General features: G+C 73.8%; 14 protein-coding genes. 11 read left to right on the forward strand and 3 right to left on the reverse strand.

Features of this window, described 5'->3' with window-relative positions:
- The first annotated feature begins 7 nt into the window (after positions 1-7).
- The 3 genes from AB0E07_RS17975 to AB0E07_RS17985 are packed head-to-tail and all read left to right on the forward strand — an operon-like array spanning position 8 to position 3,113.
- Positions 8-1,381: an aldehyde dehydrogenase family protein gene (locus AB0E07_RS17975; protein WP_362252296.1), complete on the forward strand. Its 1,374-nt coding sequence runs from the start codon at positions 8-10 to the stop codon at positions 1,379-1,381.
- Positions 1,378-2,193 carry a 3-oxoacyl-ACP reductase gene (locus tag AB0E07_RS17980; protein WP_362252300.1) on the forward strand — a complete coding sequence of 272 codons (816 nt, stop codon included), beginning with the start codon at positions 1,378-1,380 and terminating at the stop codon, positions 2,191-2,193. The genes AB0E07_RS17975 and AB0E07_RS17980 overlap by 4 nt, the downstream gene beginning before the upstream one ends.
- Positions 2,194-2,219: 26 nt before the next feature.
- Positions 2,220-3,113: a DUF2510 domain-containing protein gene (locus AB0E07_RS17985; protein ID WP_362252428.1), complete on the forward strand. Its 894-nt coding sequence runs from the start codon at positions 2,220-2,222 to the stop codon at positions 3,111-3,113.
- Positions 3,114-3,129: 16 nt separating this feature from the next.
- Here AB0E07_RS17985 and AB0E07_RS17990 read toward each other — a convergent pair whose 3' ends face one another.
- Entirely contained in the window at positions 3,130-4,332 is a 1,203-nt protein-coding gene (locus AB0E07_RS17990) for an amino acid deaminase/aldolase (protein ID WP_362252303.1), read from the reverse strand.
- Between the two features lie 1,479 nt (positions 4,333-5,811).
- On the opposite strand from AB0E07_RS17990, the gene AB0E07_RS17995 reads away from it, so the two are divergent.
- Complete coding sequence (locus AB0E07_RS17995; RefSeq protein ID WP_362252306.1) at positions 5,812-6,870, forward strand: hypothetical protein; 1,059 nt, start codon at positions 5,812-5,814, stop codon at positions 6,868-6,870.
- Positions 6,867-8,048 carry a type VII secretion-associated serine protease mycosin gene (mycP, locus tag AB0E07_RS18000; protein ID WP_362252309.1) on the forward strand — a complete coding sequence of 394 codons (1,182 nt, stop codon included), beginning with the start codon at positions 6,867-6,869 and terminating at the stop codon, positions 8,046-8,048. Before AB0E07_RS17995 ends, mycP begins: the two co-directional genes overlap by 4 nt.
- A 7-nt stretch (positions 8,049-8,055) precedes the next feature.
- On the opposite strand, the gene AB0E07_RS18005 is transcribed toward mycP, so the two are convergent.
- Complete coding sequence (locus AB0E07_RS18005) at positions 8,056-9,087, reverse strand: serine hydrolase (RefSeq protein ID WP_362252312.1); 1,032 nt, start codon at positions 9,085-9,087, stop codon at positions 8,056-8,058.
- A gap of 149 nt (positions 9,088-9,236) precedes the next feature.
- Between AB0E07_RS18005 and AB0E07_RS18010 the strand changes: the two genes are divergently transcribed.
- Positions 9,237-9,965: an SseB family protein gene (locus AB0E07_RS18010; RefSeq protein WP_362252315.1), complete on the forward strand. Its 729-nt coding sequence runs from the start codon at positions 9,237-9,239 to the stop codon at positions 9,963-9,965.
- Positions 9,966-10,017: 52 nt separating this feature from the next.
- Here the strand turns inward: AB0E07_RS18010 and AB0E07_RS18015 are convergent, their stop codons facing one another.
- Complete coding sequence (locus AB0E07_RS18015) at positions 10,018-10,386, reverse strand: DUF1844 domain-containing protein (protein WP_362252318.1); 369 nt, start codon at positions 10,384-10,386, stop codon at positions 10,018-10,020.
- 354 nt (positions 10,387-10,740) lie between these two features.
- On the opposite strand from AB0E07_RS18015, the gene infC reads away from it, so the two are divergent.
- The 5 genes from infC (at position 10,741) to AB0E07_RS18040 (ending at position 14,382) form a co-directional block, all read left to right on the forward strand.
- On the forward strand, positions 10,741-11,427 hold the full coding sequence (gene infC, locus AB0E07_RS18020) for a translation initiation factor IF-3 (protein ID WP_362252431.1): 687 nt from the start codon (positions 10,741-10,743) through the stop codon (positions 11,425-11,427).
- A 112-nt stretch (positions 11,428-11,539) separates the two neighbouring features.
- The gene (gene rpmI, locus AB0E07_RS18025) at positions 11,540-11,734 is read left to right on the forward strand and encodes a 50S ribosomal protein L35 (RefSeq protein WP_003977225.1); all 195 of its coding nucleotides are present in this window, start codon (positions 11,540-11,542) and stop codon (positions 11,732-11,734) included.
- A gap of 103 nt (positions 11,735-11,837) precedes the next feature.
- Positions 11,838-12,221 carry a 50S ribosomal protein L20 gene (gene rplT, locus AB0E07_RS18030; protein ID WP_351930042.1) on the forward strand — a complete coding sequence of 128 codons (384 nt, stop codon included), beginning with the start codon at positions 11,838-11,840 and terminating at the stop codon, positions 12,219-12,221.
- Between the two features lie 121 nt (positions 12,222-12,342).
- Positions 12,343-13,194: an RNA methyltransferase gene (locus AB0E07_RS18035; protein ID WP_362252321.1), complete on the forward strand. Its 852-nt coding sequence runs from the start codon at positions 12,343-12,345 to the stop codon at positions 13,192-13,194.
- A 51-nt stretch (positions 13,195-13,245) separates the two neighbouring features.
- Positions 13,246-14,382 carry an ATP-binding protein gene (locus tag AB0E07_RS18040; protein ID WP_362252324.1) on the forward strand — a complete coding sequence of 379 codons (1,137 nt, stop codon included), beginning with the start codon at positions 13,246-13,248 and terminating at the stop codon, positions 14,380-14,382.
- Positions 14,383-14,465: the final 83 nt, after the last annotated feature.

Genomic DNA, 14,465 nt, shown 5'->3' on the forward strand with positions numbered 1-14,465 from the left:
GCCCTCCTTGCCCGACCAGCTCCAGGTACTGAACCCGGCCACCGAGGAGGTCGTCACCACCGTCCCGGCTGCCTCCCGGGCCGACGTGGACGCCGCCGTCGTACGGGCCGCCCGCGCCCAGACCGCGTGGGCGGCCCTGGCCCCCGCCGACCGCGCCCGGCTGCTGCGGAGGTTCGCCGCAACCGTCGACGAACACCGCGAGGAACTCGCCCGGCTGGAGGTCCGCGAGGCCGGCCACACCCTCGGCAACGCCCGCTGGGAGGCGGGCAACGTCCGCGACCTGCTCGACTACGCCGCGGGCGGGGTGGAGCGGCTGACCGGTCGCCAGATCCCGGTCGCCGGGGGCCTCGACGTCACCTTCCTCGAACCGCTCGGGGTGGTCGGCGTCATCGCGCCCTGGAACTTCCCGATGCCGATCGCGGCCTGGGGCACCGCCCCCGCCCTCGCCGCGGGCAACGCCGTCCTCCTCAAACCCGCCGAGACGACCCCGCTGACCGCGCTGCGGCTGGCGGAGCTGGCTCTCGAAGCCGGGCTGCCGGAGGGGCTGTTCCAGGTGCTGCCCGGCCACGGGCCCGTCGCCGGGGACGCCCTGGTCGAGCACCCCGGCGTGGCGAAGATCGTCTTCACCGGTTCCACGGCCGTGGGCAAGCAGGTGCTGGCGAAGGGCTCCGCGCTGCTGAAGCGGGTCACCCTCGAACTCGGCGGCAAGAGCCCCAACATCGTCTTCGCCGACGCCGACCTCGAAACGGCCGCCCTGGCCGCGCCCATGGCCTTCCTCGACAACTCCGGCCAGGACTGCTGCGCCCGCACCCGCATCCTGGTCCAGCGCTCCGTGCACGACCGGTTCCTGGAGCTGTTCGGCCCGGCGCTCCAGGCGGTCCGGGTGGGCGACCCGTCCGACGAGAGCACCGACATGGGCCCGCTGATCTCCCGCGCCCAACTGGAACGCGTCCGCTCCTACGTCGATCCCGAGGCCCCCGGCATCCGCGGCAAGGCACCCGAGGGCCCCGGCTTCTGGTACCCGCCCACCCTCCTCACCGGCGTCGACCCGGGCGCGCGCGTCGCCGTGGAGGAGGTCTTCGGACCGGTCGCCGTGGTGCTGCCCTTCGACGACGAGGCCGACGCCGTACGGCTGGCCAACGCCACCGACTACGGCCTGTCCGGATCGATCTGGACCCGGGACGTCGGCCGCGCGCTGCGCGTCTCCCAGGCCGTCCGCGCGGGCAACCTGTCCGTCAACTCCCACTCCAGCGTCCGCTACTGGACCCCGTTCGGCGGCTTCAAGCAGTCCGGCATCGGCCGGGAACTCGGCCCGGACGCACTGACCACCTTCACCGAGACCAAGAACGTCTTCATCAGCACGGAGGGCCCCGCACAGTGACTTCTTCCCCCGGTTCTTCCCCCGGCTCGTCCTCTGAGGAGACCGTCTGCAGGCGCCTGGTCGGCCGTACCGCCGTGATCACCGGAGCCGGCAGCGGCATCGGCCTCGCCACCACCCGGCGGCTCGCCGCCGAGGGCGCCCACGTGGTCTGCGGCGACGTCGACGAACAGCGCGGCAAGGCGGCGGCCGACGAGGTGGGCGGCACCTTCGTCAAGGTCGACGTTACCGACGCCGAGCAGGTCGAGGCGCTGTTCAGGACCGCGTACGAGACCTACGGCAGTGTGGACATCGCGTTCAACAACGCCGGGATCTCGCCGCCCGACGACGACTCCATCCTGGAGACCGGCCTGGAGGCGTGGAAGCGCGTCCAGGAGGTCAACCTCACCTCCGTCTACCTCTGCTGCAAGGCGGCCATCCCCTACATGCGGCGCCAGGGCAAGGGCTCCATCATCAACACCGCCTCCTTCGTGGCGCGGATGGGCGCGGCCACCTCCCAGATCTCCTACACCGCCTCCAAGGGCGGTGTCCTCGCCATGTCCCGCGAACTCGGCGTGCAGTTCGCGCGCGAGGGCATCCGGGTCAACGCGCTGTGCCCCGGGCCGGTCAACACCCCGCTGCTTCAGGAGCTGTTCGCCAAGGACCCGGAGCGGGCCGCGCGCCGGCTCGTGCACATCCCGGTCGGACGGTTCGCCGAGGCCGAGGAGATCGCCGCCGCGGTCGCCTTCCTGGCCAGCGACGACTCCTCGTTCGTCAACGCCACCGACTTCCTGGTCGACGGAGGAATCTCGGGAGCGTACGTCACCCCCTTGTAGGCGGCATCTAGAGTGCCCGCATGAGCATGACGCCCCCGCCCGGCTGGTACCGCGATCCCCAGGCCCCCCATCTGGAGCGCTGGTGGGACGGTTCCGCCTGGACCGACCACCGGCGCGCCCCCGGGGACACGGTCGTGACGCCGCAGGCCGCTGGGGCCTCCGGACGGGCCAGGGCCGTCGCCGTCACCACGGCGGCGGCCGTGCTCGTGGCGGCCGTCGTCATCGGCGCGGTGGTGCTGGGCCAGGACTCCGCCGACGACGACGGAACGGGGACCGTCACCGCGCCCGCGACCTCCGGGGCGCCACCCACGACCGGGGCCCCGTCCCCGTCGCCCTCGCCCGCGGAGAGCGACCCGACGGTGGTCGTCGACGAACTCAACGGCATCACCCTGCCGTTGCTCGACGGCTGGGTCCGGCCCGAGCACGTCGCGCGGGACGACGTCATGATGACCACCGACGGCACCTACGACTGCCCCGGCGACGAGGGCGTCTGCCGCAGCGGCCTGGTCATCTCCAGAACGGTGACCTCGACCGACGAACGGTCCCCGCGGGCCCTGGCCGAGGAGGACATCGAGGACGCGGCCGACACGGCGTACGACCGCGACGCCGCCGGCACCCGCCCCTACGGCGGCATCGAGTCGCACCGGGTCGTCAAGTCCGGCCCGGTCGCGGTCGCCGGACGCGCCGGGTACTTCGTGCGCTGGCGGGTCACCACGGCGGAGGGGCCCGGCGGGTACGTCCAGTCGACGGTCTTCCCCTCGCGCGTCGGCACCGAGTCCCCGGTTTGCGTCCGCTTCGTCTTCGACGCGGGCGCGGACGGACCGCCCCTGGCCGACATGGACCGGATCACCAGCGGCATCCGGTCCGTCGACGACCCGGACGGCGGCGGGGGCGTGGGCAGCAGCGTGGCACCCGGCTAGCCGGCCGGACGCTCCGTCAGAGGAAGGTGTGGCCCTCGCCCCGGTACGTCGGGACGGTCGCCGTCACCTCGTCGCCCCGCACCAGGTGCAACTGCTCGAAGCGCTCGCACAGTTCGCCCGCCTTGGCGTGCCGGAACCACACCTTGTCACCGAGCAGGAGGTCGTCGGCGGGGGAGCCCAGCAGCGGCGTTTGCACCTCGCCCGGCCCCTCCTGCGGGTCGTAGCGCAGCCCCTCCGGGAGGTACGGCACGGGCAGCCGGTCCGGACCGGCCGCGCCGGAGGCCGGATAGCCGCCGCCCAGGACCGTCACCACGCCCACGCCCGGCCTGCGCACCACGGGCTGCGCGAACAGCGCGGCGGGCCTGCCGCTGAACGACGTGTAGTTGTCGAACAGGCGCGGCACGTAGAGCCCCGAACCGGCGCCGATCTCGGTGACGCAGTCCTCGGCCGCGGTGAACTGCACACTGCCCGTGCCGCCGCCGTTGACGAACTCCAGGTTCGGCGCCACGGCCCGCAGCGCCCGCACCACCTCCGCGCGGCGCTGTGCGAGTTCCCGGCGCGCGGTGGCCTGCATCAGCCGCACCGCGCGCGAGCGCAGCGGCCGGCCGGCGACGGAGTCCCCGACCCCGGCGATGTGCCCCTCGTACGCCATGATCCCCACGACCTCGAAGCCCGGCCGGCCCGCGACGACCCGGGCCAGGTCGGCGATTTCGGCGGGGGAGCGCAGCGGGGAGCGCCGGGCACCGACCCGGATCCGGCCGCCGAGGAGCCGCAGCGAGGTGTCCAGCTCCAGGCAGACCCGGACCCCCTCGCGGCCGCCGTCGCGGGCCTCGTCGATCAGCCGCAGCTGCGCCGGGTCGTCGATCATCACGGTCACGGCCGCCGCGAGCTTGGGGTCGGCGGTCAGCTCCGCGAACCCGGCGCGGTCGGCGGACGGGTAGGCGAGCAGCACGTCGTCGAACCCGGAGCGGGCCAGCCAGAGGGACTCGGCGAGCGTGAAGGACATGATCCCGGCGAAGCCGTCCCGGGCCAGAACGCGTTCCAGCAGGGCGCGGCAGCGCACGGACTTGCTGGCGACGCGGATCGGCTTGCCGCCCGCCCGGCGGGCGAGATCGTCCGCGTTGGCGTCGAAGGCGTCGAGGTCCACGATCGCGAGAGGGGCGTCGAGATGGGCGGTGGCCCTGTCGTAACGGGCCCGGTCGGCGGCGCGCGCAGTCATGAACGAAGCCTGCCAGACCTGATTACCGCAGGGTAGAGGGACGTTCCGGGCTAAAGCCCCGGGCTCGCGGACTGGTTCCCGCCGGACCGGGGTCAACCCGTAGAGTGACGCGCACGCACATGAGCGCCCCGCTGGCGCGGGATGCCGGTCCGTTCGCGCGGGTAGATGTGCCCGGAACACCGGCCCGGGGCGGCGGACGGGGCCCGAGGACGACGTACGGCCCGGGCGAGAGGAAACGGGGGGCGCATGAACACGGAAGCGCAGCGCGCCTCCCACCCCCCGGACAGGCCGCCCTCCGCTCCGCCCTCCGCCGGGGAGAACCGTCACTCCGAGGAGCCGGAACCGGAACGTCCGGCGCCCCGTTTCCCGTCCCTCGGCACGCCGCCCGGCCGTTCCGCCGACGCCCCGCCGCCGCCCAGGGCATCCGCCCGCTTCCCGGACACGGCCCCCGCGGCGTACCCCGAGCACCCGCCCCGCCCGGCCTCGACGGCGGACGTGCCTCCGCGTCCGGAGAGAGCGCCCTCGGCTCCGGGCTGGATACCGCCGAGCCCGAACACGTCGCCCACGGCAGGCATGCCTCCGCGCCCGAAGTCCGCGCCGACCCGGGCACCCGGCAGCCCGGCAGCAAGCCCCCCGAAGCCGCCGGCCGCCGCTCCCACGGACGAGCCCCCGCGCACCCCCGGCACGGCGGCCCCGGCCCCTGCCGGTCCGCCTCCGCGTGCGGAGTCGTGGCCCCCCGCCTCGGCTCGTATCGGCACCCCGGCCCCCGCGGGTCCGCCTCCGCGCCAGGATTCGGGACCGTCCGTCTCGGGCGGTGCGGGGCCGCGCTCGGAGTCTGCGCCGCCCGCCTCGGCGGATGCTCCTCCGCGCTCCGGCACGGCAGGCCCGGCGCCTGTCGGTCCGCCTCCGCGCCGGGACTCGGGACCGTCCGTCTTGGGTGGTGCGGGGCCGCGCTCGGAGTCTGCGCCGCCCGCCTCGGCGGATGCGCCTCCGCGCTCCGGCACGGCAGGCCCGGCGCCTGTCGGTCCGCCTCCGCGCCGGGACTCGGGACCGTCCGTCTCGGGCGGTGCGGTGCCGCGCTCGGAGTCTGCGCCGCCCGCCTCGGCGGATGCTCCTCCGCGCCCCGGCACGGCAGGCTCGGCGCCTGTCGGTCCGCCTCCGCGTGCGGAGTCGTGGCCGCCCGCGTCCGCTCGTGTTCCCTCGGGCCCCGGCACCGGGGCCGGTTCGCCTTCGCCTGCGGAGTCGGACGTCGCCGCCGGGGTTCCCCCGCGGCCGCGGTCCGCGCCCACTTCCTCCGACGATGCCTCGCGTGACGTCCCGCCCCGGCCGATCGGCGCGCCACCCGTGCCGTCGCGGTCGGCCGGGACCACCGCAGGACCGTCGTCGAACGCCACCCGGAGACCCTCCGTCCCGTCCCGCCCCGGTTCGCCCGGTTCGCCCGGTCGGCCGGCTTCGCGGCCCGTGGATCCCGTACCCGGCGTGCCGCCCGTCTTCCCCCGGCCCGCGCACGAGCCGCTCGCCCCCGTGGGCCCGCTCGGGGAGCGTCCCGCCGGGGCGCCGTCGGAGACGGCGTACACGACAACGGCCCCGCGGCACCCGGGCGAGGCCCCCGCCGAGACGACCCGGCGTCTGCGGCCGGTCGTCGCCGAGCCCGAGGAGCGGGAGCCCGCCCCACCCGTGACGCCCGACCCCGCACTCTCCTGGAGCGCGCCCATGAGCCCCGCCGCCGGGCGGCCCGTCGTGACGTTCGGGGAGCCCGAGGGCTACGACGACGACGCGCGGCCCGGACCGCTGGGCCGACGCGGCCGACCGCGGCTCGCCGCCGTGGCGGCCTGCCTGGTGCTCGGGCTCGGGCTCGTCGGGGGCGCCGTCACCGGGAGCTGGCTCGTCGGGGACTCCGAGGCAGCCGCCGCCAAGGACAGCTTCGCGACCGCCCGGAGCCTGTGGCACAGCGTGCCCGTCGACCAGCTCTTCCCGCCCACCGTGGCGGGCCAGGGCGCCGGCCCCGGCGGCGCCGACCGCACCTGGACGCGGACCGCGGTCGCCCCGGACAGCGGCTGCAAGGACGCCTTCGACCCGCTGCTGCGCAAGGCGCTCTCCCCGGTCGGCTGCCAGCGGCTGCTGCGCGCCACCTACACCGACGCCACCCAGACCTACGTCACCACCGTCGGACTGCTCTTCACCAAGGCCGACGCCACCGCCACGGCCTCCCTCGCCAAGCGCTTCACCGACGAGGGCCTGGACCGCCGCACCGACCTCATGCCCCGCCCGTACGGCCCCGGCTTCGACGTCGATCAGCGGGCCTCCTGGACGGTCTCCGTGCTCACCGACGCCCCCGTCGTCGTGTACGCCGTCTCCGGCTGGGCCGACGGCCGCACCGTCGACGAACCGCAGCCCGCCGAGGACGCGGTGCGACCCGGTGCCACCACGGCCCCCGCCCAGGCCGGGCTCGGGCACGAGGCGAAGGGCCTCGCCGACCGCGTCGAGCGCTCCCTGCGCAAGCAGGTCGGCCCGTACGCCTCGGAGCGGCCCACGTGACCACCACCCGCACCGTCCGCCGCACGGGCCTGATCGGCGTCCTGCTAGCCGCGGCCCTCGCCCTGGTCCCGTCGACCGCGGCGCACGCCGACGGCATACGCGCCCAGCAGTGGGGCCTGGAGGCCATGCACACCGCGGAGGCCTGGCAGACCACCAAGGGCGAGGGCATCACCGTCGCGGTCCTCGACACCGGCGTGGACGACGAGCACCCCGACCTCGACGGGAACGTCCTGCCGGGCAAGGACATGGTCGGCTTCGGCGCCGAGCGCGGCGACCCGGCCTGGGCCGGCCACGGCACCGCGATGGCCGGCATCATCGCCGGCCACGGGCACGGCTACGGCAACGCGGACGGTGTCATGGGCATCGCCCCCGAGGCCAAGATCCTCCCCGTGCGGGTGATCCTGGAGGACGACGACTCCGCCCGCTCCAAGGCCCGCACCACCCGCGGCAACGCCCTCGCCGACGGCATCCGCTGGGCCGCCGACCACGGCGCCGACGTCATCAACCTCTCGCTGGGCGACGACTCCAAGTCCGCCCACCCCGAACCCGCCGAGGACGAGGCCGTCCAGTACGCGCTGGACAAGGGCGTCGCGGTCGTCGCCTCGGCGGGCAACGGAGGCGAGAAGGGCGACCACATCTCCTACCCGGCCGCCTACCCCGGGGTCATCGCCGCCACCGCCGTCGACAAGTTCGGCACCCGGGCGTCGTTCTCGACCCGCCGCTGGTACGCCACCGTCAGCGCGCCCGGCGTCGACGTCGTCATCGCCGCGCCGGACCGCAAGTACTACCAGGGCTGGGGCACCAGCGCCGCCGCCGCGTTCGTCTCCGGGGCGGTCGCCCTGATCAAGTCCGCACACCCCGGACTGACGCCCGCCCAGATCAAGAAGCTGCTTCAGGACACGGCGCGCAACGCCCCGGCCGGCGGCCGCGACGACTCCCGCGGCTACGGCTTCGTGGACCCGGCCGCCGCGATCCGGAAGGCGGCCGGCATCGAACCGAAGGACCTGCGCTCCGCCGCCTACGGCGACCGGTACTTCGGTGACGGCCCGGACACGGCGAAGGCCGACGAGAGCGCCACCGCCTGGGCGGCCCCGCTCGCGGGCGGCGCCGGAGGCGTCCTGCTGGTGGCCGCCGTGCTCCTGTGGCGCGGCCGCCGCACCGCCCGCGACGACTTCTGAGCCGCTCCTAGGCAGGGTCCGTGACCGAGGGGTCCGTGACCGAAGGGTTCGTGACGGAGGGGTTCGTGGCCGAGGGATCGTCGGCGGACCCGGTCGCGGACGTGTCCTCCGTGAACACCGACACCGCGGCGCGGGCCGCCGCCTCGACCAGGTCGACACCCCCGGCCTTCGTCGTGTTGCCGTCCGACAGCGCCGCCACCAGGTAGTCGTGGCCGTCCACGGTCACCCGTCCGACGCTGTTGATGTCCCACAGCCCGGTCGTGCTCCGCGGCAGCCAGCCGTTCTTCAGCGCCCACTCGGAACCGTCCGCCGCCGCCGACACCCCCCACCGCTGGTCGACCGCTATCCGCTCCATCAGCCCCTGGAGGTAGGACCGCGAGTCCTCGTCCAGCTCCGAGTCCTCCCCGAACACCTGCTGGAGCAGGGTGATCTGGTCGGTCGCGGTCGTCTGGGTCAGCCCCCACAGCATGCCCTCGCCGCCCTCGGTGTCCGTCAGCCCGAACCGCTCGTTGGCCGCGGCGAGCCCCTCGGCCCTGCCGATCGTCTCCCACAGCGCCGAGGTGGAGGCGTTGTCACTGTTCTCGATCATGGCGGTGGCGTACGTCTTCTCGGCCGCCGTCAGCGACCGCCCGGCGTCCTGCGCCTGGAGCAGCAGCGTCGCCAGCACGTCGACCTTCACGATGCTCGCGGTGTCGAAGGCGCCGTCCCCGTAGGAGGCGCTCTCCCCGGACTCCAGGTCCAGCACCGCCACCGACACCTCGGCGCCCTTCGCCACGGAGACCGACTCCATCGCGTCGGCGAGCAGCGCGTCGTGGTCCACGGCGGGCCGTGCCACCGGTTCCATGGATGCCTCCCCGCTCGCCGCCGCCCAGGAGGGCGTCGCCGACGACGATACGGCGCTCGCGGCGGTCCCGGGCGAGTGCGCCCGCGCCTGCACGTACACCGTCCCCGCGGCCGTACCGCCGACGACGGTCAGCGCGGCGAGGGCGACGTACAAGAGGGGAACGCGGCGGCGTCGGCGGGCTCTGGAGGACTCCATGGCCGCGATGGTCGGGGCGCCGGCTGTGGCCGCTGTTAGACGGAGGTTAGATCTGGGTCAGGGAAACCTGAGATTCCCGTGAACCCCGTCACGCGGACGTTTCCGGGCCCGCACAAGCGCAGCAGCATCCCCCCTATAGGGTCGGGACCGTGGCGAACAAGAACATTCCCGACTCCCCCTTCTCCGACGACGACGGCACCGCCGACCCCCGGCTCGGCGCGGCGCTCGCGGCCTGGGCGGAGGACCGGGCCGCCGTGGCGCCGGTACTGGAGGCGCTGAGGGACGCGCGGCTGCTCGTCCCGGTCGTGGCCGTGCTCGGCGAGGTGGAGGAGGACGAGAACGGGCTGCGCCGCGAGAAGACCAGCGACATGGCCGTACCCACCCTGCGGGCCGGCGACCGCAAGGCGCTGCCCGCCTTCACCTCCACCGACTCCCTCGCCCGGTGGGACCCCGCGGCCCGCCCCGTCGCCGTCGCCCTGCACCAGGCGCTGGAGGCCGCCGCGCACGAGAAGGCGGACACGGTCGTCCTGGACCTGGCCGGCCCGGTGCCGTTCGAACTGACGGGCCCGGCGCTGCTGGCCCTCGCCGAGGGGCGCACCACGGCCGATCCGCTGGCCGACCCCGCGGTGGTGGAGGCGGTCAGGGCGGCCGTCGCCGCCGAGCCGGCCGTGCTCCGCGCCCATCTCGGCCCCGGGCAGGCGGACGGCACCCTCGCCCTCGTCCTCGACCCGGCCGTCCCCCCGGCCCCCGCGGCCCGAGCGGTGGCCGAGCGCATCGCCGCCGACGAAACACTGAGGGCCCGCCTGGTGCGCGGCCTCGACCTGGCACTGCTGCCGGCCGGAGCGACGCCACCGGGCGAGCCCCTGTTCGTACGGTGACGGACTAGCCGTAGACCGGACTAGCCGTAGACCGGATTAGCCGTAGACCGGATTAGCCGTAGACCGGCCCGGTGTACTTCTCGCCCGGGCCCTTGCCCGGCTCGTCCGGGACGAGGGACGCCTCGCGGAACGCCAGCTGGAGCGACTTCAGGCCGTCCCGCAGCGGGGCCGCGTGGAAGGAGCTGATCTCGGTGGTGCTCGCGTCGAGCAGCCCGGCGAGGGCGGTGACCAGCTTGCGGGCCTCGTCCAGGTCCTTGTACTTGTCGCCCTCCTCGGTCAGACCGAGCTTCACGGCGGCGGCGCTCATCAGGTTGACGGCGACCGTCACGATCACCTCGACGGCGGGGACCTCGGCGATGTCGCGGGTCATCTCGTCGAAGTCGGGCGTCTCGGGGCTGTCCGAGGGGGAGGTGTCACTCATGACGCCCACGATAGGCGCACCGCGGGGGCGGGCCCGACAGTGCCTCGGTTAGCCCTGCCCGACGGGAGCTGCTAACCTTGGGTGACGACCGGCCGGATACGCATGTGTCCGGCCCACAAGTGGAGGCTCCGAACTCCCACCCGACCGCCCTCCGGGACGGCGGGTCACCGGTCAGGCGGCCACCACCGTTCCGTACGGACGGTGGAGTCGCCCGATATCGCGCCCCGCGGCCGACCGTGGCGGTGCTCCGGATTCATTGGAGCCCCCGCCTGTGTCCCGTCCGGGGCATTTTTCATGGCCTCCGATGGTTGGTCCTATGTCAACCAGACATACACGGCTGTCCGCCAGACGGTCGTGTGGTGCTACCGAGGAGGATCCATCAGCGCCGAGCCCCGCATCAACGACCGGATTCGCGTTCCCGAGGTGCGACTTGTCGGTCCCAGTGGCGAGCAGGTGGGCATCGTCCCGCTGGCCAAGGCACTGGAGCTTGCGCAGGAGTACGACCTGGACCTGGTCGAGGTCGCGGCGAACGCCCGTCCGCCCGTGTGCAAGCTCATGGACTACGGGAAGTTCAAGTACGAGTCGGCCATGAAGGCCCGTGAGGCGCGCAAGAACCAGGCGCACACGGTCATCAAGGAGATGAAGCTCCGGCCGAAGATCGACCCGCACGACTATGACACCAAGAAGGGTCACGTCGTCCGGTTCCTCAAGCAGGGCGACAAGGTCAAGATCACGATCATGTTCCGTGGTCGCGAGCAGTCCCGGCCCGAGCTGGGCTACCGACTGCTCCAGCGTCTCGCGGAGGACGTCCAGGACCTCGGTTTCGTCGAGTCGAACCCGAAGCAGGACGGCCGGAACATGATCATGGTTCTCGGTCCGCACAAGAAGAAGACCGAGGCGATGGCCGAGGCCCGTCAGGCGCAGGAAGCCCGCAAGGCGGACGCGAAGGCCAACCCCGGCCGCTCGCAGAACGCCGCGGACGTCGACGCCACGGAGACCGAGGCCGCCGAGGCCCCTGCCGAGGCTTCCGCCGAGGCGTGATCCCGGGGGACGCGAGTCCTCAAGGATGTAACCGATACAAGAGCGACGCTCCACCTGTGCCCGGTTTCACGACCGGGCACCGGAGCGCCACCGACGAGGAGATAACGGCGCTATGCCGAAGAACAAGTCGCACAGCGGTGCCAGCAAGCGCTTCAAGATCACCGGCTCCGGCAAGGTGCTCCGCGAGCGCGCCGGCAAGCGCCACCTGCTCGAGCACAAGTCGTCCCGCGTGACGCGTCGCCTCACCGGCAACGCCGAGATGGCCCCGGGCGACGCCGCGAAGATCAAGAAGCTTCTCGGCAAGTGACGTACGCGGCGCACCGATAACGAGCGCCGCACGTCTGGACCGGGACCCAATCGATACCGGGCCGTGTGAGTCCAACCACGGCCCCGCTACAAGGAGTTAACAAGTGGCACGCGTCAAGCGGGCAGTCAACGCCCACAAGAAGCGCCGGGCGATCCTCGAGGCGGCCTCCGGCTACCGCGGTCAGCGTTCGCGCCTGTACCGCAAGGCCAAGGAGCAGGTCACCCACTCGCTGGTCTACAACTACAACGACCGCAAGAAGCGCAAGGGTGACTTCCGCCAGCTGTGGATCCAGCGCATCAACGCCGCTGCCCGCGCCAACGGCATCACGTACAACCGCTTCATCCAGGGCCTGAAGGCCGCCAACGTCGAGGTCGACCGCAAGATCCTCGCCGAGCTGGCCGTCAACGACCCGAACGCGTTCGCCGCGCTCGTCGAGGTCGCCCAGAAGGCTCTCCCCAGCGACGTGAACGCCCCCAAGGCGGCGTGACGCTGCGCCGGCCAGCGAGCCGGCGTGACCCAAGGACCCGCAGGTTTCACGGCCTGCGGGTCCTTTGTCGCTGCCCCCAGGGGCCGCGGCCCCCACGAGTGAGAACGAAGGTGAGCCCCCCATGCCCCCCGCCAGCCCCGAGCTGATCTCCCCCCGCTCCCCGCGCGTCTCCGCCGCCCGGCGGCTCGAGCGGCGGAACTTCCGGGGCAAGGAGCGGCTGTTCCTCGCGGAGGGGCCGCAGGCCGTGCGGGAGGCCGCGGCACACGGCAAGGACACGCTGGTCGAGCTGTTCGCCACCGTCGAGGCCGCGGAGCGGTACGCCGACATCGTCGGGGAGGCCAGGACCGCTGGCGCCCGCGTCCACCTCGCCGACGAGCAGGTCATCGCGGACATCTCCACCACCGTCACCCCGCAGGGCCTCGTCGGGGTCTGCCGGTTCATCGACACCCCCTTCGAGGAGATCCTCGCCGCGCGGCCCGCCCTGGTCGCCGTCCTGGCACACGTGCGCGACCCCGGCAACGCCGGCACCGTGCTGCGCTGCGCCGACGCCGCGGGGGCCGAGGCCGTCGTCCTCACCGACGCCTCCGTGGACCTCTACAACCCCAAGGCCGTGCGGGCCTCGGTCGGTTCCCTGTTCCATCTGCCGGTCGCCGTCGGCGTGCCGGTCGAGCAGGCCGTCGCCGGGCTCAGGGCGGCCGGCGTGCGCGTCGTCGCCGCGGACGGCGCGGGCGAGGACGACCTCGACGCCGAGCTGGACCACGGCACGATGGGCGGGCCGACCGCCTGGGTCTTCGGCAACGAGGCATGGGGGCTCCCTGAGGAGACCCGCGCGCTGGCGGACGCCGTCGTGCGCGTACCGATCCACGGGAAGGCCGAGAGCCTGAACCTCGCCACCGCCGCGGCCGTATGTCTCTACGCGTCGGCCCGTGCACAGCGCGCCTCCGGAGGGTGCCGCTCCGTCACCGAGAGCTAGTAGGGTGACCAGCTCGGGGCCCCTCGTTCGGCTGAGAGGTGGGGTACGGGGATGAGCGTCGGCACGAGCAGCGCGCCGGGAGCACGGGAGGTGCCGCACCCGCCCGCGCCCCGGCCCGGCGATCAGGCCGACCCCGGTGTGCACCCCGACGACCTCCCCGACGGCCTCGTCGTCGCCGACGAACACGGGCGCGTCGTCTGCTTCAACGCCGCCGCCGAACGGATCACCGCCGTCCCCGCCGCCGAGGCGCTCGGCAGCCGGCTGGAGAAGGCCCTGCCCCTGGAGGACCTGGAGGGCCGCCGCTGGTGGCAGCTGACCGATCCGTACGGCGGTCTCGCCATCCGGGTCCGGCAGCCCGAGCGGAACCTGCTCCTTCCCGGCGGCCGGGAGGTCCTGGTCACGGTGAAGTACGTCCGCGCCGAGCCCACCGGGCCGGTCCGGCGGGTCGTCGTCTGCCTGCGTGACACCGAGGCCCGCCGCCGCACCGAGCGCAGCCACGCCGAGCTGATCGCCACCGTCGCGCACGAGCTGCGGTCCCCGCTCACCTCCGTCAAGGGCTTCACCGCGACCCTGCTCGCCAAGTGGGCCCGCTTCACCGACGACCAGAAGCGGCTGATGCTGGAGACCGTCGACGCCGACGCCGACCGGGTCACCCGGCTCATCGCCGAGCTGCTGGACATCTCCCGCATCGACTCCGGGCGGCTGGAGGTCAGGCGCCAGCCCGTCGACATCGGCGCCGCCGTCGGCCGGCACATCCAGGCGTACGTCGCCGCCGGCCAGCCCGCCGACCGCTTCCTGCTGCGCCTGGAACAGCCGCTGCCCGCGCTGTGGGCCGACCCCGACAAGGTCGACCAGGTGCTGAGCAACCTGCTGGAAAATGCCGTGCGGCACGGCGAGGGAACCGTCACGATTGACGTCACACCCACGGTGTCCCCCCGCGAGGGCGAGGACGCCGGCACGTCGGTCACGGTGAGCGACGAAGGGGCCGGCATTCCGGAGGAGTCCATGAACCGCGTCTTCACCCGCTTCTGGCGGGGCAGCAAGCGCGGCGGCACCGGGCTCGGCCTCTACATCGTCAAGGGCATCGTCGAGGCCCACGGCGGCACCATCACGGTCGGCCGCGCGCCCGGCGGCGGCGCCGAGTTCCGATTTACGTTGCCCGTGGCCACTCCGGCGTATCTCGCCTGACGGGCCACGGGCGCATCCGCACACCCGCACCCCGTTAGACTCGGCCTTTGGCACCTTTGTGTCCTGCACACGGCCCGCAGAGG

The organism is Streptomyces sp. NPDC048002 (genome assembly GCF_040653275.1).
GTDB lineage: Bacteria > Actinomycetota > Actinomycetes > Streptomycetales > Streptomycetaceae > Streptomyces.

Excerpts from the sequence above, each read along its gene's own strand:
- AB0E07_RS17985 (WP_362252428.1), top strand. The coding sequence starts at position 2,220 with ATGACGCCCCCGCCCGGCTGGTACCGCGATCCCCAGGCCCCCCATCTG.
- AB0E07_RS17990 (WP_362252303.1), bottom strand. The coding sequence starts at position 4,332 with ATGACTGCGCGCGCCGCCGACCGGGCCCGTTACGACAGGGCCACCGCC.
- AB0E07_RS18005 (WP_362252312.1), bottom strand. The coding sequence starts at position 9,087 with ATGGAGTCCTCCAGAGCCCGCCGACGCCGCCGCGTTCCCCTCTTGTAC.
- AB0E07_RS18015 (WP_362252318.1), bottom strand. The coding sequence starts at position 10,386 with ATGAGTGACACCTCCCCCTCGGACAGCCCCGAGACGCCCGACTTCGAC.
- rpmI (WP_003977225.1), top strand. The coding sequence starts at position 11,540 with ATGCCGAAGAACAAGTCGCACAGCGGTGCCAGCAAGCGCTTCAAGATC.
- AB0E07_RS18035 (WP_362252321.1), top strand. The coding sequence starts at position 12,343 with ATGCCCCCCGCCAGCCCCGAGCTGATCTCCCCCCGCTCCCCGCGCGTC.
- AB0E07_RS18040 (WP_362252324.1), top strand. The coding sequence starts at position 13,246 with ATGAGCGTCGGCACGAGCAGCGCGCCGGGAGCACGGGAGGTGCCGCAC.